General features: G+C 59.8%; 20 protein-coding genes. 13 read left to right on the top strand and 7 right to left on the bottom strand.

Annotated features, from left to right (window positions below):
- Positions 1 to 104 precede the first annotated feature (104 nt).
- The 8 genes from ACE3OA_RS18525 (at position 105) to ACE3OA_RS18490 (ending at position 7751) form a co-directional block, all read left to right on the top strand.
- On the top strand, positions 105 to 848 hold the full coding sequence (locus ACE3OA_RS18525; RefSeq protein ID WP_374313488.1) for a DUF2497 domain-containing protein: 744 nt from the start codon (positions 105 to 107) through the stop codon (positions 846 to 848).
- 126 nt (positions 849 to 974) lie between these two features.
- Positions 975 to 3626, top strand: a complete 2652-nt coding sequence (locus ACE3OA_RS18520) for a valine--tRNA ligase (RefSeq protein WP_374313486.1) — start codon at positions 975 to 977, stop codon at positions 3624 to 3626.
- A 103-nt stretch (positions 3627 to 3729) separates the two neighbouring features.
- Entirely contained in the window at positions 3730 to 4368 is a 639-nt protein-coding gene (locus tag ACE3OA_RS18515; RefSeq protein WP_374313484.1) for a hypothetical protein, read from the top strand.
- Complete coding sequence (locus tag ACE3OA_RS18510) at positions 4365 to 4847, top strand: PAS domain-containing protein (protein WP_374313482.1); 483 nt, start codon at positions 4365 to 4367, stop codon at positions 4845 to 4847. Before ACE3OA_RS18515 ends, ACE3OA_RS18510 begins: the two co-directional genes overlap by 4 nt.
- Positions 4848 to 5067: 220 nt before the next feature.
- Complete coding sequence (locus ACE3OA_RS18505; RefSeq protein ID WP_374313480.1) at positions 5068 to 5712, top strand: glutathione S-transferase family protein; 645 nt, start codon at positions 5068 to 5070, stop codon at positions 5710 to 5712.
- A 21-nt stretch (positions 5713 to 5733) separates the two neighbouring features.
- Positions 5734 to 6354, top strand: coding sequence for a LemA family protein (locus ACE3OA_RS18500; protein WP_374313478.1), 621 nt, complete (start codon positions 5734 to 5736; stop codon positions 6352 to 6354).
- Positions 6355 to 6357: 3 nt separating this feature from the next.
- The gene (locus tag ACE3OA_RS18495; protein ID WP_374313476.1) at positions 6358 to 7143 is read left to right on the top strand and encodes a YgcG family protein; all 786 of its coding nucleotides are present in this window, start codon (positions 6358 to 6360) and stop codon (positions 7141 to 7143) included.
- Positions 7137 to 7751 (top strand): TPM domain-containing protein, encoded by a 615-nt coding sequence (locus ACE3OA_RS18490; RefSeq protein WP_374313474.1) that lies wholly within the window; start codon positions 7137 to 7139, stop codon positions 7749 to 7751. Before ACE3OA_RS18495 ends, ACE3OA_RS18490 begins: the two co-directional genes overlap by 7 nt.
- On the opposite strand, the gene ACE3OA_RS18485 is transcribed toward ACE3OA_RS18490, so the two are convergent.
- Positions 7746 to 8792, bottom strand: coding sequence for a GGDEF domain-containing protein (locus ACE3OA_RS18485; RefSeq protein WP_374313471.1), 1047 nt, complete (start codon positions 8790 to 8792; stop codon positions 7746 to 7748). The two genes, ACE3OA_RS18490 and ACE3OA_RS18485, sit on opposite strands and share 6 nt — an antisense overlap.
- Positions 8793 to 8927: 135 nt before the next feature.
- Here ACE3OA_RS18485 and ACE3OA_RS18480 point away from each other — a divergent pair, with 135 nt between their 5' ends.
- A complete protein-coding gene (locus tag ACE3OA_RS18480) occupies positions 8928 to 10421 on the top strand; it encodes a M81 family metallopeptidase (RefSeq protein ID WP_374313469.1) in 1494 nt (497 codons plus the stop codon).
- On the opposite strand, the gene ACE3OA_RS18475 is transcribed toward ACE3OA_RS18480, so the two are convergent.
- Positions 10418 to 11224, bottom strand: coding sequence for a class I SAM-dependent methyltransferase (locus ACE3OA_RS18475; protein ID WP_374313467.1), 807 nt, complete (start codon positions 11222 to 11224; stop codon positions 10418 to 10420). The genes ACE3OA_RS18480 and ACE3OA_RS18475 overlap by 4 nt on opposite strands.
- Complete coding sequence (locus tag ACE3OA_RS18470) at positions 11221 to 12093, bottom strand: alpha/beta hydrolase (RefSeq protein ID WP_374313465.1); 873 nt, start codon at positions 12091 to 12093, stop codon at positions 11221 to 11223. The genes ACE3OA_RS18475 and ACE3OA_RS18470 overlap by 4 nt, the downstream gene beginning before the upstream one ends.
- Before the next feature lie 239 nt (positions 12094 to 12332).
- Here ACE3OA_RS18470 and rplM point away from each other — a divergent pair, with 239 nt between their 5' ends.
- From rplM to ACE3OA_RS18450, 4 genes are all read left to right on the top strand, one after another.
- Positions 12333 to 12797: a 50S ribosomal protein L13 gene (gene rplM / locus ACE3OA_RS18465; RefSeq protein ID WP_374313463.1), complete on the top strand. Its 465-nt coding sequence runs from the start codon at positions 12333 to 12335 to the stop codon at positions 12795 to 12797.
- Positions 12798 to 12799: 2 nt separating this feature from the next.
- Entirely contained in the window at positions 12800 to 13297 is a 498-nt protein-coding gene (rpsI, locus tag ACE3OA_RS18460) for a 30S ribosomal protein S9 (RefSeq protein WP_374313461.1), read from the top strand.
- A gap of 92 nt (positions 13298 to 13389) precedes the next feature.
- On the top strand, positions 13390 to 14310 hold the full coding sequence (gene argC / locus ACE3OA_RS18455; RefSeq protein ID WP_374313459.1) for an N-acetyl-gamma-glutamyl-phosphate reductase: 921 nt from the start codon (positions 13390 to 13392) through the stop codon (positions 14308 to 14310).
- 2 nt (positions 14311 to 14312) lie between these two features.
- Positions 14313 to 14846 carry a gamma carbonic anhydrase family protein gene (locus ACE3OA_RS18450; RefSeq protein ID WP_374313457.1) on the top strand — a complete coding sequence of 178 codons (534 nt, stop codon included), beginning with the start codon at positions 14313 to 14315 and terminating at the stop codon, positions 14844 to 14846.
- Positions 14847 to 14891: 45 nt separating this feature from the next.
- Here ACE3OA_RS18450 and ACE3OA_RS18445 read toward each other — a convergent pair whose 3' ends face one another.
- From ACE3OA_RS18445 to ACE3OA_RS18430, 4 genes are read right to left on the bottom strand one after another with little or no spacing between them, the layout of a single operon-like run.
- Positions 14892 to 16565 (bottom strand): methyl-accepting chemotaxis protein, encoded by a 1674-nt coding sequence (locus ACE3OA_RS18445; RefSeq protein ID WP_374313455.1) that lies wholly within the window; start codon positions 16563 to 16565, stop codon positions 14892 to 14894.
- Between the two features lie 58 nt (positions 16566 to 16623).
- Complete coding sequence (locus ACE3OA_RS18440) at positions 16624 to 18525, bottom strand: methyl-accepting chemotaxis protein (protein ID WP_374313453.1); 1902 nt, start codon at positions 18523 to 18525, stop codon at positions 16624 to 16626.
- The gene (gene glnA, locus ACE3OA_RS18435; RefSeq protein ID WP_374313451.1) at positions 18456 to 19865 is read right to left on the bottom strand and encodes a type I glutamate--ammonia ligase; all 1410 of its coding nucleotides are present in this window, start codon (positions 19863 to 19865) and stop codon (positions 18456 to 18458) included. The genes ACE3OA_RS18440 and glnA overlap by 70 nt, the downstream gene beginning before the upstream one ends.
- Before the next feature lie 48 nt (positions 19866 to 19913).
- The gene (locus tag ACE3OA_RS18430; RefSeq protein WP_133613898.1) at positions 19914 to 20252 is read right to left on the bottom strand and encodes a P-II family nitrogen regulator; all 339 of its coding nucleotides are present in this window, start codon (positions 20250 to 20252) and stop codon (positions 19914 to 19916) included.
- Positions 20253 to 20409: the final 157 nt, after the last annotated feature.

The following is a 20409-nucleotide window of genomic DNA, read 5'->3' as shown; positions in this document are numbered from 1 at the left end:
CGATAGCCGACATCGCTGGGGGCGACTCGGTTCGGCACGACGATTGCTTGCAAGCAATCGAAACTGCAGCGCCGGGCAAGAGTGACCCGGTCAGGGATTGGTGAATGTCGGACGCCAAGGGCAATCAAGAACCGTCGATGGAGGAAATCCTTGCCTCCATTCGGCGTATCATCTCCGAAGACGGCGAGCCGAAGGAAGAACCTGCGGCACCGGCCGTCAATGGTCATGCCACGGAAGAGCCCGAGGACGACGATGCCTTGGTTCTGACCGATATGGTCGTCGGCGACAGCAATGTCGTGGAACTCAAGGAAGAGCCGGCCCCCGTCGCGATGCCTGCACCGGCATCGCCCCAAGCCGCTGCGCCGGTCGTTCCGCCGGCCCCGCCATCGGAGCCAGAGCCGGAACCGGAACCGGAGACTTTGCCGGAGCCTGCCATCACCGTGCCTGAGGATAGTGCCGCGGATATCGAGCTCGACGTTGCCGAGCCCGAAACGGCAGAGCCTGAGCCTGAGCCTGAGCCGGAGCCCGCGGCCGACCAGGATAGTCAGATGGATGATGGCATGCCGGTCGAACCGATTGCCGTGGCCGACATTCCGTCGGAGGGCGAGTTGGTATCACCGGATGTTGCCGCAGCCAGTGCCGCCACCATGGCCCAGCTCGTGGCCCGCAAGCCCCAATCGGGCCAGTCCCGGGCCACATCGATTGATGGCCTCCTGGTGGAGACCCTCGTGCGTCAGGCGATCGAGCCTATGCTGAAGGATTGGCTCGACGAGCATCTGCAGGAAATTGTCGAGCGCTTGGTACGTCGTGAAGTCGAACGGCTTTCCCGCAAGGCCGAACTGAGCTGATCGAGCCGCTTTCCGGCTTATTTCCCAGACTTTCCCAGCTTTTTGGCCCAATTTGACTGGGACGCCCGGATCGTTATAACTCCCGGCAACGATTGAAATCCGTCAGATATAGAGGTTGTCCCAGCGATGCTGGAAAAGACGTTCCAACCCGCCGAGGTTGAGAAGAAGCACTACGATGCGTGGGAGAAGTCGGGGGCATTTGCCGCCCATGCGACCTCCAACAAAGCGCCCTATACCATCATGATGCCACCGCCCAACGTGACGGGCAGTCTGCATATGGGGCATGCGCTCACATTTACGTTGCAAGATATTCTCATCCGTTACCAGCGCATGAAGGGCAAGGACGCCCTCTGGCAGCCGGGCACCGACCATGCCGGCATCGCCACGCAGATGGTGGTCGAGCGTCAGCTTGGCGAAAAAGGCATCAAGCGCACGGATTTGGGGCGCGAGAAGTTCCTGGAGAAGGTCTGGGAGTGGAAAGCTGAGTCGGGCGGCACCATCACCCGCCAGTTGCGCCGCCTGGGCGCCTCGCCGGATTGGCCGCGTGAGCGTTTCACGATGGACGAGGGGCTCAACAACGCCGTCCGCAAAGTATTCGTGGAACTCTATCGACAAGGCCTCATCTATCGCGACAAGCGTCTGGTGAATTGGGACCCGAAGCTGCACACGGCGATCTCAGACCTTGAGGTGGTGCAGAAGGAAACCAAGGGCAAGCTGTGGCATCTCCGCTATCCGGTAGATGGGCAGCCGGGGCGTTTCCTCGTCGTGGCGACGACACGTCCTGAGACGATGCTGGGCGATACCGCCGTCGCCGTGAATGCGGAAGATTCGCGCTATCAGGACCTGATCGGTAAGAACTTGCGGTTGCCGCTCAGCGACCGCCTCATCCCGGTCGTGGCCGATGAGCACGCCGATCCGGAAACCGGGTCGGGTGCCGTCAAGATTACGCCGGCCCATGATTTCAACGATTTCGAGGTCGGTAAGCGCCACAGCCTGCCGATGATCAATATCTTCGATCGCGATGCGAAGCTGAACGAGAATGTGCCCGAGAAATATCAGGGCCTCGATCGCTTCAAGGCGCGCGAAATGGTGCTGGAGGAGTTGAGCGCACTCGATCTCATCGAGAAGATTGACGATCACACGCTTATGCTGCCCTACGGCGACCGCTCCGGGGTCGTCATCGAGCCGTGGTTGACCGACCAATGGTATTGCGACGCTCATACCTTGGCGCAGCCGGCCATCAAGGCGGTGGAGGAGGGCAAGACCGTCTTCGTGCCGAAGCAGTGGGAGAACACCTATTTCGAATGGATGCGCAATATCCAGCCTTGGTGCATCTCGCGGCAGCTGTGGTGGGGGCATCAGATCCCGGCCTGGTTCGGCCCGGACGGCGAGGTGTTCGTGGCCCATGACGAGATGGAGGCCAGGGCGGCCGCACTGACGCATTACGGCAAGGCTGTCGATCTGGTGCGCGACCCCGATGTGCTCGATACTTGGTTCTCATCTGCCTTGTGGCCGTTCTCGACCCTCGGCTGGCCGGAGAAGACATCTGAACTCGGCCGCTACTATCCAGGCGACGTGCTGGTCACGGGCTTCGACATCATCTTCTTCTGGGTTGCCCGCATGATGATGATGGGCATCCATTTCATGGGGGATGTCCCGTTCCGCACGGTCTATATTCACGCCCTGGTGCGCGACGAGCATGGCCAGAAGATGTCGAAGTCTAAGGGCAACGTCATCGATCCGCTCGACCTCATCGACAAGTACGGTTGTGATGCTCTGCGCTTCACCCTGACGGCATTGGCGGCGCAGGGGCGCGACATCAAGATGTCGGAGCAGCGCGTCGAAGGTTATCGCAACTTCGCGACGAAGCTCTGGAACGCGACCCGCTTCTGCCTGATGAATGAATGCAAGGCGGACCCGGCGTTCGATCCGGCCAAGGTGTCGTCGTCGGTCAACCGGTGGATGATCGGTCGACTTGCAGCTTGTGCCCAAGCCATCGATCAGGCCATGGGTCAGTATCGCTACAACGATGCGGCCGCCGCTCTCTATCGCTGCATCTGGAACGAGTTCTGCGATTGGTATGTGGAATTCACCAAGCCCATCATCCAAGGCGATGATGAGAAGCTGAAGGCCGAGACGCGGGCCTGCACCGCCTGGGTGCTGGGGCAATTGCTGCATCTGCTGCATCCTTTCATGCCCTTCATTACCGAAGAGCTCTGGCCGCAGCTCGGTGCCGCCAACACCAGTCTGTTGATCGGAGCACCCTGGCCCGACTTCACGAAGCTTCCCTTGGATCAGGAGGCTGGAGCAGACCTGGACTGGGTCATTCGCCTGGTCTCCGAGATCCGCACTTTGCGGGCCGAAATGAACGTGCCGCCGGCCGCCCAAGTGCAGATTCTGCTGCGCGATGCCAATGAGCGGACGAAAATGCGCCTCGCAGCATATGGTGACCTGATCCGGCGTCTGGCGCGCATCGACCGTGTCGAGTTCCTGAGTGGGGAAGGCCCAAAGGGTGCGGCTCAAATCGTGCTCGACGAAGCGACGATCCTGCTGCCCCTGGCTGGTGTCATCGATGTTGAGAAGGAGCGCGCGCGGCTCAAAAAGGACCTGGATATGGCCGCGGGCGAGGCTGACAAAATCGCTCGCAAACTGGGGAACGAGCAGTTCGTCGCCAAGGCGGACCCGGAAGTGGTGGAAGAGCAGCGTCAGCGACTCGTCGAAATCGAGCAGACCCGCGACAAACTCGCCCAGGCAATGGTCCGTTTGGCGGCCATTTAGCGACCGTCAGGGCGACTGGCCGCTTTCTGGGCGGGGCCAGGGCACATGAAAGAGGGGGCGGCAAGGGGCTTGCCGGACCGCACTGAGCCGCCATAATGGCGTCATGCGGCGCTTCAGCCTAGCCCAGGGCCCAGCGGCCCTCCTTCTTTTGTTGCTGGCCCTTCCAGCCACAGGATTGGCTGCGCCGATATCTCATGGCGGCCTCGTTTTCTCCGACGAATTGGGTGGGTTCAATCTGGTCTCGGTCAGCGGTACCGGCACGCTTGATGACCCCATAGTTGTTGTGGAGGAGATTACGGGTGATCGTGCCGTAGCTCTTACCATTCGTAATTTCGGGCGTGATTTCGGCAATCGCATTGGCTCGCAACATGTTGCGGCCTTTGCGATGAAGAAGATTGTCATCAACAAGAGCAACCGCGTCTGGAAGAATTACCAGATGGAGCTTCGAGAAGTGACGACACGCCATTCGCCCTATGGCGATGGTTTGAGCTTTGGGCAGAACTCCTTCATTGGCAGCAACTATACGCGCAGCAGTTTTGCCAACATTCAGCGCTTTGACGAGCCTGAAGATACGCTCGGATTCAGCGGTGGCGATGTGGCACCGGGACAGCAAGCGGAGTTCAGCTTCATTGTCAGCGACATGTCGCCGGTATCGGTTTTCTATCTGATGCAATTGCCATTGCAGCCGCTTTCGGACGCGATACAGACGCCCGAGTCAGAATGGGCGTCGGCCATTCCATGATCTCGATACCAGAATCCTGCCTGGAAACGCTCCAGGATCAGCGACTGACGCGCCTGCTGGAGTATTGGCGTGCAAAGAGCGGACAAGTCGGCATGCCGGCGCCATCCGATATTGATCCCGCCGAATTCAAGTTCATTCTGGGATATCTGACACTGGTCGATGTTGAAAGCGCCCCGCGACGCTATCTGTTCCGGCTGGATGGATCCATTCTGGCGTCGCTCTCAGGCATGGACTATACGGGGAAGTATCTGGACCAGCTCGGGATGCCGGAATACTGCGCCTTTGTCGCGGCAACTTATGACAAGGTGGTTGACGAGCAGGCACCCTATGCCTACCGGAAGCGTGGCGCGTTCGATAAGGCCTCCTTTTCGGAAGAAACCATCATTCTGCCCTTGGGCAAAAATGGCAGCGTGCAGCGCCTGATGGTCGCGGTCATACCCGGTGGCCGCCCGGGCGATAGTGGCAAGATGGTGATCTGATGCAGTGAACTCACTCAGATGCACTTCGGTGCATGCAGAAATAAGGCATAGCCCAAGGTAATATGCGCGACTATCCTGTTCGCAACTCAATGCTTTGCGTCAGCCAGCGTCGACAAGTCGAAATCGCCTAGATTGTCGGAACGGCTGTAAAGGGTGTCCTCACACAGCTGGATGGCAAGGCCATTTTCCATGTTTTGCAGATATTTGAAGGAACGAGTGCATGTCGCTGACTTTCTATTTCGGTTCCGGTTCGCCTTACGCCTGGAAAGTGTGGCTGGCGCTCGAACATAAGGGAATCTCCTTCGAGGCCAAGCGCCTGAGCTTCGACAATAACGACACGAAGACACCGGAATTCTTGGCTATCAACCCGCGCGGCCGAGTGCCGGCGATTTTGGATGATGGCTTTGCCCTGTGGGAATCGTCAGCCATCATTGAATATCTCGAAGAGCGTTATCCGGATAAGCCCTTGCTGCCCGAGGACATCAAAGCGCGTGCCACCGTGCGGCGCATGGTGAACGAGGCGGACAACTATCTTGCCGCCGCCAGCAATGAGCTGGTCGAACAGGCCGTCTATCTGACACCTGCCGAGCGTGACCCAGAAAAATCGGCCACGGCTAGAAAGCAGATGTTGGAGGAACTCGATCGGCTGGCAAACTGCCTGACCGGCGATTTCCTGGCGGGCAATCTCGGCCTTGCCGACTATGCGGCCTATCCATATGTGCGCATGGCGCAGCGAGCCGATGAACGGGCGCCCGGCTTTGGCGTTGCGCGGGCAGCTATGCCAGCCAAAATCCAGGCTTGGCTGGGCCGCATCGAAGCCTTGCCATACTATGCGCGAACCATACCGCCGCATTGGAAAGCGTAACCTTATCTGAGGAGAATTCCGATGCGCATGGTTGGTCTTGTTATCCTGGGTATTCTGGCGGCCTTCCTCGTGTGGGGCTTTACCAGCATCAATGCAATTCCGAGCAAGGAGGAAGGCGCCAGCGCCGCCTGGGCGCAAGTGCTCAACCAGTATCAACGGCGCGCTGATCTGGTGCCCAATCTGGTGGCCACCGTAAAAGGTGCTGCTGACTTCGAGAAGTCGACCCTGGAGGCCGTCGTTCAGGCGCGCGCCAAGGTCGGATCCATGCAGCTTCCTGCCGACCTTCTCACCAATCCCGAGGCCATGCGTGCCTTTGAAGTCAATCAGGGAGCACTGACATCTGCGCTCTCCCGCCTGATGGTCGTTGCCGAGCAATACCCAAATCTGAAAGCCACGCAGGGTTTCCAGACCTTACAGGCGCAGCTTGAGGGAACCGAGAACCGCATTGCCGTGGCGCGCAAGGACTATATCGAGGCCGTTCGGGTCTACAATACGGAGCTGAAGACGTTCCCGGGCGTCGTCTGGAAAAGCATCCTCTATGCTGACCGGGAACCCATGCAGCAGTTGCAGGTGGAACCGGCCAAGCAGGAGGTGCCGACCGTGGATTTCGGAACCACAGGCAGTTCGACCAGCGGGAACTAGCTGATGCGCGTGGCTTGGTTCAACTTCGGATGTCGCCTTCTGGCCACGCTCCTATGGCTGATGCTGCCCGCGGGCGCTCTCCTGGCCGCAGACCCACCGCTGCCGACGCTGACGGGCCGGGTGGTTGATCGGGCCGATATCCTGTCTTCCAGCACAGAAGCAGCGCTTGCGGCCAAGATCGAGGCGCATGAGAAAGCGACAACGGACCAGATTGTCATTGTTACCCTGTCGGACCTGATGGGGCGCCCGATCGAGGATTGGGGGTTGATGCTGGGCCGCGGATGGGGGATCGGACAAAAGGGTAAGGATAACGGTATCGTCTTCCTGATCGCACCCAACGATCGCGAGTTGCGCATCGAAGTGGGTTATGGTCTGGAAGGCAGCCTACCCGATGCGACTGCCAACGAGATCATCCAGTCCGAGATCATACCGCACTTCAAGCAAGGCGACATGGAAGCTGGGGTCGTTGCCGGCCTGGATGCGATCCTCGCTGCTCTGGGTGGGAGCTATCAACCGTCACCACTGACCCTCAGTGAGGGCAGTGCACATTATGCACCGATTTTCGACACGCTCGTTCCGATCTTCTTTGTCACGGCTTTCGTTGGCATCGGCATTGTCATGAGTCTCCGCCGGAGATGGGACAAGAAGCGGAACCGCTATGTCTGGTACATAGCCCACAGCACAGGATCTGGCTCCAGCTCCAGCTCCGGATCATTCGGCAGATCCAGTGGCGGGTTTTCGGGTGGTGGTGGGTCATTCGGCGGGGGTGGAGCAAGCGGCAAATGGTGATCACGGATGACATGCGCGACCGTATCGAAACTGCAATCACTTTAGCCGAGAAATCTTCGCGGGCGGAACTCGTCGCCGTCATCGCCAAGCGGGCCGGAGAATATCGGGCAACCGGTTTGGCGATCTCCGTTGCTGCCGCATTTATCGTCGGTATTGTAGTGTGGTTGTCACTGCCTTGGTCGAGCACGAGTGAAGTGCTTTTGGCCGAGTTCGGCACCTTTGTGTTGGTTCTGGCACTGCTGGAGTTGACGCCTCTCGGGGACATCCTGACCCCCGGCCATTTCAAAGTGGAGGCGGCGCGGCGTTTGGCCCGCGCGATATTTCTTGAGCAGGGCCTCGCTGGCACGGAGGAGCGCAACGCGGTCCTGTTCTTCGTCAGCCTGGCCGAACATCACGTCGAAATCATCGCCGACCGTGGCATCGACGGAAAAGTGTCTCCCGGGAAATGGCAGGCTATTGTCGATGAATTTGCTGCCAAGGTGAAACATGGGCGTGTGGAAGAGGGTTATCGCGGCGCGATTGCCGAATTGGGAGAACTTCTGGCCACTCACTTTCCAGCTATTGGCGTTGGACGTAACGAGATTGGCAATCGGCTGATTGAACTATAACACTTCCGTGGCTACGCGATTGCGACCATCGTTCTTGGCACGATAGAGTGCCTGATCGGCGCGTGTGATGAAGCTCTCCAGTGGCTCACCCGGTTGGTAACGAGAAACGCCGATTGAAACCGTTACCGCGCCATAGACTTGGCCGGTGGTCCGGTTCTTCAGTGAGTGGGCGCCAAGGCCGGTACGGAATTTGTCGGCGCGGTCGGCCGCTTCAAACAGTTTGGTCTGAGGCAACAGAAGGGCGAACTCCTCGCCGCCGTAGCGGGCGGCGCTGTCGTTTTCCGTCACCGCCTGTTTCAATTTAGCCCCGACAAGTTTCAGAACCTGGTCGCCGACCCGATGGCCGTAGCTATCATTGAACTTCTTGAAATGATCGATATCGATGATCAGCAGGCAGAGGTCTCCCTGCTGCTCGGTCGCTTGCTGGGCCCGGAATTGGATGGCGAGGTCGAAGCTCTTGCGGTTGCCGATGCCGGTCAGCGCATCGGTAAGCGCGTCGCGGCGTGCCGATTCAAGGCGCGATTGCAGCGCAGTGATTTTGGTCGAACTCTGCTTAAGCTGCGCTTCCAGCGCCTGATTGCGCTGTCCGATGAGCTTGGTCGCGTTGATCAGTTCTCCGACCAGGTCTTTCATAGCTGGAGCATCGATGCGGCCAGCGCCAAGTGAGCCGCTGGCCTTGTTCAAGGTCTTGCCGAACTCATTGGCGTCGAGCCCGGCCTGTGCGACCTGGCGAATGACCTCGGCCAAAGTCTGCTGCAAGTCATCGCCGGTCTGCTGCAGGCGTTCTTCAGCACCCGGTTCGCGGAAATATTTGTCGAAGAGTTCCTGAATGTTGCTTGAGGAAACGGTCTTGCCGCTCAATAGAAGGGTGTCAAGATCTCGGCGCAGTTCCGGTACCGCGCCGGAGAGGTAGTTGTACCAGACACAGAAATTGCCTGGGGTTGGCGAAATTTCGCGCATCGCCATTTCGGCAATAGCGGTGGCCGCGTGCTGCGTTGCGGTGTCGACATCCTCGATCATAAAAATCGGTGCTTGTGCCATCGCGAGTCGCTATCCCCTATTCCCCATGGCGGGCGAGGATTTCACAAAGGTTTTGCTGCGCCAAGTGTTGATTATCTTCCCAAAATGCTCTTGGGTAGTGGCGCTAACTTGAGAGGACCGAGGCGGGCAACAAGCATGGCTAGAATTGCAATCGGCGGCTTCCAGCACGAGACCAATACATTTGCGCCAGTGAGGGCAAGCTACCAGGATTTCGAGCAGGCGGATGGGTGGCCGGGTCTCACGCGCGGTGACGCATTGTTTGAGACCTTCCGCGGCATCAATCTGCCGCTGCCGGGCTTCATTGATCAGGCCAAGGCAATGGGTCACGATCTGATCCCGCTCCTGTGGTGTTCGGCGTCGCCCTCTGCTCATGTCGAGCGTGATGCCTTTGAACGAATTTCTGCGGACCTTATTCATATGATCCGCCAGTTGCCGAAGCTCGACGCGCTCTATCTCGATCTCCACGGTGCGATGGTCACCGAGCATCACGATGATGGCGAGGGCGAGCTGCTGGAAAGGATTCGCGCAATCGTCGGGCCAAATCTTCCGATCGTCGTCAGTCTCGATCTTCATGCCAATCTCACCCAGCGCATGCTGCGGCATGCGTCGGCACTCGTGGTTTGCCGCACCTACCCGCATGTCGATCTGGCAGAGACGGGCGCCCGGTCGGCGGAACTCATGGATCGCCTGTTGCGCCATGGCCCGCTTGCCAAGGCGATGCGCCGCGCCGATTTCCTGGTTCCGTTGCCCTGGCAATGCACACTGATCAACCCGGCCGCCTCTCTCTATCGCGTGGTGGCCGAGGCGGAGGGGCCGGGCAGGGTGGCAAGCGCCTCCTTTGCCTTTGGGTTCCCGCCCGCGGACATCGCCGAATGCGGTCCGGCTGTCGTGGCCTATGCCGAGACTCCGGCACAGGCTGAAAGCGAAGCCGACCGCCTCATCGGCATGGTAAATGCAGCCGAAAGAGAATTTGCCGGCAAGATCTGGCAGAAGGATGAAGCCGTTCGATATGCGATGGCCAAGAGCGTTACATCGACCCGACCGATCATCCTCGCAGATACGCAGGACAATCCCGGTGCGGGCGGCAATTCAGATTCCGTCGATCTGCTGGAATCCCTGGTGAGCCTGAGGGCGGAAGGCGCCGTCTTCGCCAATCTCTATGATCCGGAAACGGCGCGCATCGCCCATGAAGTCGGCTTGCATGGGTCGTTCGAACGCGGCATTGGCGCCTGGTGCGGCTCGCCGGGACTGGAGAAGTTTCGCGGCCGCTTCAAGGTCTTGGCTCTTGGCGACGGCAGCTTCAAAGCGACCGGCCCATTCTACCGTGGAAACCATATGCAATTGGGACCCATGGCTCTGCTCGGTATCGGCGGGTCCAGGATTGTGGTGACCAGCCGCAAGCAGCAGGCGGCGGATCAGGCGATGCTGAGGCATCTGGGCGTAGAGCCCACCGAGGCTAAGATACTTGCCTTGAAAAGTTCCGTGCACTTCCGCGCGGACTTTCAGCCGATTGCTGAGGAGATCCTGATTGTCGCAGCAGCCGGGGATAATCCGGTCGATAATCGCGCATTGCCCTATCGGCATCTGCGCAAAGGCTTGCGCCTCATGCCCCTTGGCGAGGCCTTTTAGGCCTTTTCGGCGACCAAGAGCACGTAGTCGCCGCGAGCGTCGCTGAAGGCTGCCGTTGCCTCGGCAAAGCGACCACTGTTGAGGTCGGCATCGAGCTTGGCCAGGCCCTCACCAACTTCCTGCGCGAGATCGAGGGCCGTGAAGGCGAAGATATTGCCGCGTACCTTGGCGTCAAAATAGAGTTCCGGACGGTGCTTGCCGCAATAAAGAACAAAATCGACCGGCCGCTCCGGCACGTTGAATGGGACGAGATCGGCGAGACGCAGTCCTGCCTTCTCGAGCGAGGCCTCAATGCGCGAGCGTCCCGGCATGCGCTCGACTGCGCGACGCATGAGCTCGGGAAAATAGGCGTTGAGCCAGAATTGTTCGGCCTGTTCGGGCAAGGCCGTGAAAGCCACAAAGCGCGCCCCGGGCTTTAAAACACGCGCGATCTCGGAAAACACGGCGTCGAAATCGCGCAAATGGTGCAGCGTCATGGTGCAAAAGACGCCGGCGAAGGTCTGGCTATCAAAGGGCAGGGCCTCGGCGTCGCCGGCAATCCAATTGAGTCGTGGTTCCTTGACGCGTGCCCGCCGCAACATGAGAGTCGACTGATCGAGGCCGATCGTGACGACGTTTCTATCTGCGACCGCAATCGTGTAATTGCCGGTCCCGCACCCGATATCGAGCACCGGATCAGGGAAGGTGACCGCCAGCAGCTTGGCGATCTCGCTGGCGAGCGTTGGGTCCGCGCGTCGGGTCCGGTCATAGCCGCTGCCGATACGATCGTAGATCGCCGTGCTTTTCCGCGTGTAGTCGGTCATGCGTTCAACAGATCCATCACGGCATGTGCCAGCGGCGTCGCAGCGTCGGCGAGGTCGCGGGTAATCGAAAAATGGTGTCGATTTGGGACAACCATCAGATTGCTCGGGACCCCTGCGGTGACCAGTTTGTCGTGATAGTCCCGTGATTGCGCGATCCACATTGCAGGCTCATCGGCGCCAACGGCGACCAGACAGCGCGCTTTGCTGCGGATTGGCTGCATCTGCGGAGAAAGGGCGGCGATGTCGTCAGGCAGAAGCCTCACTTCCGCCTGTACGGGTAGACGCTGGACGGGGGTGAGATCGTAGATGCCGGTGATCAAAGCGGCGGCGCGAAGGCTTTCCGGAGGGAATGCGTCGCCAGACCAGTCATGTTGCAATGCCATGGCACAGATATGGGCGCCGGCTGAATTGCCGGCAAGAACAATACGATCAGGGTCGCCCTGCATTTCCGCCGCATGGCTACGCACCCAATGCAGGGCCGCACGAGTTTGGGCCAGCAATTCCGCGAGGGTGACGGTTGGACAGAGGTCATAGCCGATGATGACGACGGCTGCGCTCACTTGGAGGAAGGTGGGGGCGATGCTCGTATAATGTTCCTTTGACAGCGCCCGCCAGTAGCCGCCATGGATCCAGACGAGGATCGGTGCATTCGGCTTCGAAGCAGGGAAGAAATCAAGCAGCTGGCGCGGGCCGGGGCCATAGCGGCGGTCGAGTTGCCCGCGACCGTCTGCGGCCAGCTTCCGGCGGATCCCGTCTGAGGTCGCAAGATCGCTGTTCAACCATGTTTCATGGTCCGGTACTGCGATTCTGGGCATAAAATGTTGGTTCAGCACCTCGTCCGAGAGCGCCGCAAAGTCCACTTTCGGCACCGTTCCCTACCTTAAGTGATTGATTTGCAGCATAATTGACAGGCGCGCCAAAAAAGTCCAGAAGTTCATATGACTGTGTGACGGTAGCGGGATACCGTACGTTAACTCATTGAATTTGTTCAGGTGGATTGACACCATCGAGAACATTCCCGTTGACACATTCCGGCCCACCCATTATCACCCGCTGCGAGAGCGAAGGGGCGGTCCCTTCGACGGCAATTACGCTTGAGTGAAGTGTCATGAAGACCTTTTCCGCCAAGCCGGCCGAGGTAGTGAAAAAGTGGGTTCTGATCGATGCCGAAGGCGTCGTTCTTGGCCGACTGGCGTCGATCGTCGCCAACCACCTCCGCGGCAAGCACAAGACCACCTATACGCCGCATGTCGATTGCGGTGACAACATCATCATCATCAATGCCGAGAAGGTCCGTGTCACCGGCAACAAGCTGGAAGACAAGGTGTTCTATTACCACACCGGTCATCCGGGCGGCATCAAGGAGCGTGCCTGGGGCAAGATCCTCAGCAGCAAGCACCCCGAACGCCTCATCATCAAGGCCGTCGAGCGCATGGTCCCCCGTGGTCCGCTCGGCCGTGCCCAGATGAAAAATCTCCGCGTGTATGCCGGCACGGCGCACCCGCATGAGGGCCAGTCGCCTGTGACGCTCGACGTCGCTGGCATGAACCCGAAGAACAAGAGGATTGCGTAATCATGGCGCAAGAACCGCAGAAGATTACCGACCTGAAGGATCTCCGCACGGCCGCCCGTGGCGTCGTCGCTGAGACGGTTGCCGCGCCGAAGCATGAGCGCAAGGTCGATGCCCAGGGTCGCGCCTATGCGACCGGCAAGCGCAAGGATGCCATTGCCCGCGTCTGGATCAAGCCGGGTACCGGCAAGATCTCGGTCAATGGTCGCGACGTGACGGTCTATTTCGCCCGTCCGGTGCTGCGCATGATGATCAACCAGCCCTTCGGCATCGTGAACCGCGCTGGCCAGTTCGACGTCACCGTCACCGTCGTCGGTGGTGGTCTTTCGGGCCAGGCCGGTGCCGTCCGTCACGGCATCAGCAAGGCGCTCACCTATTTCGAGCCGGATCTCCGTGGTCCGCTCAAGGCTGAGGGCTTCCTGACCCGTGACAGCCGTACCGTCGAGCGTAAGAAGTACGGCCGAGCCAAGGCTCGCCGCAGCTTCCAGTTCTCGAAGCGCTAAGCGCGTCTACCAGCCAGGTTTGGCGAAAAGGGGTGCGCATTGCGCACCCCTTTTTCTTTGGGCAAAATCCGACCGCATTCAAAGAGGACCACATGGCAAAATCAGCCAAGATCTTCATCGACGGCGAAGCGGGCACCACGGGTCTCGGTATCCGCGAACGCCTGTTGCATGTCCCGGGTATCGAACTCAAGAGCCTCACCGGCGACAAGCGCAAGGATCCAGACGCGCGCCGCGCCATGATGGCCGAAGTCGATCTGGTAGTCCTCTGCCTGCCCGATGACGCTGCCACGGAATCTGTGGCGCTGGCCGATACCCTCGGCGACAGGGCGCCCAAGATCCTCGACGCCAGTACGGCGCACCGGGTGGCGCCAGGCTGGGTCTACGGCTTTGCGGAAATGATGGCTGGCCACGCTGCAACAATCGCGGCGGCACGCAAGGTGAGCAATCCCGGTTGCTACCCAACCGGTGGCATCGCCCTATTGCGGCCGCTGGTGGAGGCGGGCCAGATGCCGGCCGATTATCCTGTCACCATCAATGCGGTCAGCGGCTATTCCGGTGGTGGCAAGTCGATGATCGAGGCTCATGAACGGGTAGGTGGGCCGGCCTTCGAACTCTACGGCCTCGCTCTCTCGCACAAGCATGTGCCGGAGCTGATGGCGTTCGGCAAGCTCACCCGCCGACCGATCTTCGTCCCCTCCGTTGGGCATTTTCGTCAGGGCATGCTGGTCTCGATCCCCCTCCATCTTGATACGTTGCCAGGGCGACCCAAGGCGGCCGAACTCAAGGCAACGCTTGCTGCTCATTTTGCCGGCTCGGAATTGGTTTCTGTGCTCGATGCCGAAGCCGCCGGGAAGTTGGAGCCGGAAGCGCTCAACGACACCGACAAGCTTGAACTGCGTGTTTTCGCCAATGAGGCGGAGCGACAAGCCGTATTGGTGGCGCGGCTCGACAACCTGGGCAAGGGGGCTTCCGGAGCTGCGGTTCAGAACATTCGTCTAATGCTGGGGGTCTGAGCATGTCCGGTATTGTCATGCCCTATAAGGGAATCCTACCGCAGATTGCCGGGGATGCCTTCATTGCTTCGACCGCTGTCGTGATCGGCGCCGTTGAGATCGGTGCGGAGGCCTCAATCTGGTTCGGTTGCGTGTTGCGTGGCGATTCCAACAGCATCCGCATTGGCGCGCGCACCAATATCCAGGACGGCACCGTTATTCACGTCAATCACGAGCGGGAAGGGGCCGCAGGCACCAAGACGACGATCGGGGCCGATGTCACCGTGGGGCATATGGCCCTGCTGCATGCCTGCACGGTCGAGGATGGGGCGTTTATCGGCATGAAGGCCTGTCTTATGGACGGCGTTCATGTCGAAAGCGGCGCAATGGTGGCGGCGGGCGCGCTCGTGACGCCCGGCAAGCGTATCCGCAAGGGTGAATTGTGGGCCGGTTCGCCGGCCAAAATGATGCGGCTCCTGACGGAAAAAGAAATGGCCTATTTCACCTATTCCGCCAAACACTATTGCGACGTCGCAGCGACCTACCGGAAGGGCTGATCCGGCCCGCCATCCGTGCCCTCATTAGGGCTGGCGACGCATTGGTCACATAGCCCGAATGTTCGACAGAAACTGCTCCACTTCTTGACGCAAAGCCTTGGCTTCACTCGATAGCGCATTGCTCGATGCCACCATCTGGCCTGCGGCATTGCCGGTCTGGCCGGCTGCGTTCGTAACGGTAACGATGCTTGCCGACATGTCCCTTGTGCCGCTGGCCGCCTGTTCGACGCTACGGGCAATTTCCTTCGTGGCGGCGCTCTGCTGTTCGACAGCCGCGGCAACGCCGGACGTAATCTGGTTGATCTCCTCAATCGTGCCGGCGATTCCCTGGATCGCCTTCACTGCCTGTTCGGTTTCACCCTGGATGCTGTTGATCTGCTGCGAAATGTCATCTGTTGCCTTGCCGGTCTGCGTCGCCAGGTTTTTGACTTCGGAGGCGACGACGGCAAAACCCTTGCCGGCCTCGCCAGCACGCGCCGCTTCGATGGTGGCATTGAGAGCGAGAAGGTTGGTCTGGCTGGCGATATCGGTAATCATCTGAACCACGGCACCGATCTTCTGGGCGGCGTCGGCCAATTGTTGAACCTGGGCGTTGGTGGCGACCGCCTGGTTTGCGGCATCGCCTGCTATCTGGCGGGAGCGCAGCATTTGCGACCCGATTTCACTGATCGACGCGGCAAGCTCCTCGGTCGCAGCGGCGACGGAGTTTACGCTCTCCGACGCGGTTTCCGAAGTCGTGCTGACATGGGTTGCTTCGGCTGCGGTCTGCTCAGCGACCTGAGACATGGATTGTGCTGTCTGCTCCATTTGCGCAACTGCGCTGACGACGGTTTCGAGCCGTCTCGTCACCAAATGGTCGAAGTCGCGGCACAGGCTTTCAATGTTGGCAGAGCGCTTCTCGCGCCGTTCGCGATCCTCCGATTGCTGCCGGCCATAGGCTTGGGCCTTCACGGCGTTCTCCTTGAAGACGTCAAGCGCGCTCGCCATCGCGCCGACTTCATCGGTGCGCCCAAGGGCCGGAATGGCGATGTCCGTTTCACCGTCGGCAAGGCGTGCCATCGCGCCGCGCATTTCTGCCAGCGGTCTGACAATGGACCGTGCGGTCAACAGCAGGCAGACACCCAATATCAGGGCAGCGGCGCCGGAGATGCCACCCGCGAGCCACAGTTGGCCGCGATAGGCCTGTTCTACCGTCGCGTCCGTATGTCGGGCAGCCTCATCCAGTTTCTCGGTCAGGCCACCCATTTGCGCGGCGATGCCATCTGACAGCTTCAGGAAGGGTGCGAGAAGATCGTTGGCTTTGTAGTTCTCCGTAAAGCTCTGCGTCACCAGTGCCTTGGCCTGTGCTCCGTAATCCGTAAGTGTCGCAACCGCAGTCTCGGCTTCCGTCTGGATATCGGCCGGCAATTGCTTGTTGCCGGCCATTTCCTGCAGGCGCGCAGTCAGCCGGTCGAGGTGTTCGGCGGCAGCGGCCTCCAGCTTGGGCTGCATGTCCTTGTGGCCGGCCCGCCCTTCGCGCAAGGCCGCCAGCACATCGCCGCTGAGCGCTGCACGCATCAGGTCCGATTCTAGTTGGCTGCGTAAGGCGCTGGCCACCGCCGACACATCTGTTGCGCCATCGCGCGTGCGTGTCATGCCGACAATGCCGACAGCGCTCGCCACAAAGACGAGGATGAGGGCGATGACGCCCGACCAGAGAAGTTTCTGTTTGATGGTCATGAATGCAGCCTTGATTTTACGGTTGTTTGGCTACCCTGAGCCCGCTAGGACTGCGGTACTATAGCCTGCGGATCGCGGAGAGGAAATGTTCAACTTCCTGCCTCAGGGCAGTGGCCTCCGCGGAAAGCGAATTGCTGGACCCGAGCATCTGGCCTGCGGCGCTTCCAGTCTGGCTTGCGGCATTGGTGACCGTCTGGATGCTCGTCGACATGTCGCGTGTGCCGCTTGCCGCCTGTTCGATGCTGCGGGCGATTTCCTTGGTGGCGGAATTCTGCTGCTCGACGGCTGCCGCGACACTCCCCGTTATCTGATTTATCTCCTCGATCGTGCTGGCGATGGTTTCGATTGCCTGCACCGCCTGGCCGGTCTCGCTCTGGATATTGTTGATCTGCTGCGAGATATCCTCAGTGGCCTTGCCGGTCTGGTTGGCCAGGTTCTTGACTTCGGAAGCGACAACGGCGAACCCTTTGCCAGCTTCGCCAGCCCGGGCCGCCTCGATGGTCGCATTGAGCGCCAGCAGATTGGTCTGGCTGGCGATATCGGTAATGAGCTGTACCACCGCGCCGATCTTTTGCGCCGCTTCGGCGAGATGCTTGACCTGCGTGTTGGTGGCCACAGCCTGGCTTGCAGCATGGCCCGCGATCTCGCGTGAGCGCAGCATCTGTGCCCCGATTTCACCGATCGAGGCGGCGAGCTCTTCGGTAGCCGCCGCCACGGAGTTTACATTTCCAGAGGCACTTTCAGCGGTCGTGCTGACATGCCCGACTTCGGTTGCCGTCTGTTCGGCGACCTGGGTCATCGACTGCGCGGTCGTCTGCATTTCCGCAACCGCACCAACAACGCTTTGAAGTCGCTCCGTCACCTGTCTATCGAAGTCCTGGCAGAGTGTTTCTATTTGGCGGGTGCGTTCTTCGCGACGTTGTTGATCCTGTGCTTGCCTGTTCGCAAGGCCATCAGCCTGAATGGCATTATCCTTGAAAACCTGGACAGCCTGCGCCATTTGCCCGACCTCGTCACCGCGATCGAGTCCCGGAACGTCGATATCCTTGTCGCCAGCGGCCAGCTTGGACATCGCGGCAATCATGCCGCGAATGGGGCCGGCGATGCTGCCGGCGATGAGCCAATTGATCAGAATGAGCCCGGCCGTCGAGAAGAGCGCGACGCCGGCAATAATGAGGATCAGATTGTGATTTGTTGCTTGTGCCTCGACCCCAGCCGTATTGCCGAGCTTTTCGATCAGTTCACCCAGTTCCTCCATGCGCCCTTCGAGATCTGTGAAGGTAATCATGAATTGCGGGAATTTCTCGCGTCCGGCAACCGTATCGGCCAACGCAAGGGGGACAATTTCCTTTGCCGCAGCGATGTAGGCATTGAGCGGTGGCACCACGTCCTCGACCGCCTTGCGAATTTCCGGTGCAAGGGGCAGGGCTTGCAGGCGACCGATGGATTCCTCGAACGAGGTGACATGGTCGGCCAGATCCGTCTTGATGGCATCTTGGTCTTCGGGCGCCCCGTAGGGGCCGGTCACCAGGGCAAAGAGCACGTCACCGCGAAGGGCATCGTGCATCATGTCGGCCTGCTTTTGGCTGAGAACGGCGCTCGTTGACGTAATCGAGATGTCGAGGCCGACGTTGCTGCGCAGCATGCCAAACAGGCCAAAGCCTGCTGTGATGATGAGCGCGATGACGGCAGCGACACCTGCGACCAATAGCCGGGTGCGAAGTGAAATCTTGCTCTTCATGGAACCCCCCCCGGAATGCTTTTCAACATTCTCGGCGAATTCCGTGAATTGTTCCTTAAATCTGCATAGGAATACTACCCGAAGCGCAGCACAAAAAAAGGCGGCTGGGTTCCCCCAGCCGCTCAGTGGGTACTGCCGCAAGGATTCTCTTAAGACGAGTAATACATCTGGAATTCGATCGGATGCGGGGTGTGCTCGAGGGCGTAGACCTCTTCCCACTTCAGTTCGAGATAGGAGTCGATGAAGTCCTTGGTGAAGACATCGCCCTTCAGCAAGAAGGCGTTGTCTGCTGCCAGAGATTCGAGGGCTTCGCGCAGGCTGCCGCAGACGGTCGGAACCTGCTTCAACTCCTCCGGCGGAAGGTCATAGAGGTTCTTGTCCATCGGATCGCCCGGATGGATCTTGTTGGCGATACCATCGAGGCCAGCCATCACCATCGCCGCGAAAGCGAGATAGACGTTCGCGGTCGGATCGGGGAAGCGGACTTCGACGCGCTTGCCCTTCGGGCTCGCCGTGTAGGGGATGCGGCACGAAGCCGACCGATTGCGCGACGAGTAGGCGAGGAGCACCGGCGCTTCGAAGCCAGGGATCAGGCGCTTGTAGCTGTTGGTCGACGGGTTGGTGAAGGCGTTGAGGGCCTTCGCGTGCTTAATGATGCCGCCGATATAGTAGAGGCAGGTCTCGGAGAGATCCGCATAGCCGTTACCGGCGAAAAGCGGCTGGCCGTTCTTCCAGATCGACTGGTGAACATGCATGCCCGAACCATTGTCGCCCTTGACCGGCTTCGGCATGAAGGTCGCGGTCTTGCCATAGGCGTGAGCGACGTTCTTCACGACGTACTTATACTTCTGCATGGCATCGGCGCACTCCACGAGGGTGCCGAACTTCACGCCGAGTTCATGCTGGGCCGGCGCCACTTCGTGGTGGTGCTTTTCAACTTCGACGCCCATGGCGGCGAGGGTGGTCAGCATCTCGGCGCGCAGGTCGCCGGCCGAGTCAAGCGGGGCTACCGGGAAGTAGCCACCCTTCACCTTCATGCGGTGACCGTGGTTGCCTTCCTCGAACTTCTTGTCGCTGACATAGGACGCTTCTTCCGAGGTGAACTCGACCGAAGTCTTCTGCATCGAGACAGTGTAACGCACGTCATCGAACACGAAGAACTCGGCTTCCGGACCCACGTAGATGGTGTCGCCCACGCCCGAGCTCTTCACGAAGGCTTCGGCGCGCTTGGCGATCGACCGCGGGTCGCGGCCGTAGTTCTGGCCGGTCAGCGGCTCAAGTACGTCGCAATAGATGATCAGCGAGGTCTGCGCGGCAAACGGGTCGAGCACGGCGGTGCTGAGGTCCGGCGCCAGCGTCATGTCGCTCTCGTTGATGGCCTTCCAGCCCGCGATCGACGAACCGTCGAACATGACGCCCTCCGTCAGAAGGTCCTCATTCACCGTCGAGACGTGGTGGGCGAGGTGGTGCCACTGGCCGAGCGGGTCGGTAAAGCGGAAGTCGACGTATTTGACGTCCTGTTCTTTGATCAGATTGAGGATCGTCTTGATGTCAGACATGGGATGTTTCCTTGCGATGTCGTTTTTTAAAGGTGTTTCTGGTCAGGCTTAGATGGCGTCGAGACCGCGTTCGCCGGTGCGGATGCGGACCACTTCTTCGATGTTGGTGACGAAGATCTTGCCGTCGCCGATGCGCCCGGTGGCGGCCGCCTGGCGGATGGCTTCGATGGCGCGTTCAACCAGGGCATCGTCAAGCACGACTTCGATCTTCATTTTTGGCAGAAAATCGACGACATACTCCGCACCGCGATAGAGTTCGGTGTGGCCCTTCTGGCGACCAAAGCCCTTGGCTTCGGTCACGGTGATGCCTTGGATGCCAACCTCGTGGAGGGCGTCTTTCACTTCATCCAGCTTGAACGGCTTGATGATGGCTTCGATTTTCTTCATGGGATTCCCCAATGTTGTTACCCCGGCTTGCGGCCAAGGCGTTGTTGCCGGTGCTGCTTGCGCCACGACGAGGCTGCCCGCGCGACAGAGCAAGGCCCATGCCACAAGCCAAGCTGTTGATTTCATAACGATAAAGATGCCAACCTTAGGTGTGTTG

The sequence above is a fragment of the Dongia sp. genome (assembly GCF_041906375.1).
Taxonomy (GTDB): domain Bacteria; phylum Pseudomonadota; class Alphaproteobacteria; order Dongiales; family Dongiaceae; genus Dongia.
This window is presented reverse-complemented; position numbering and strand designations above follow the sequence as displayed.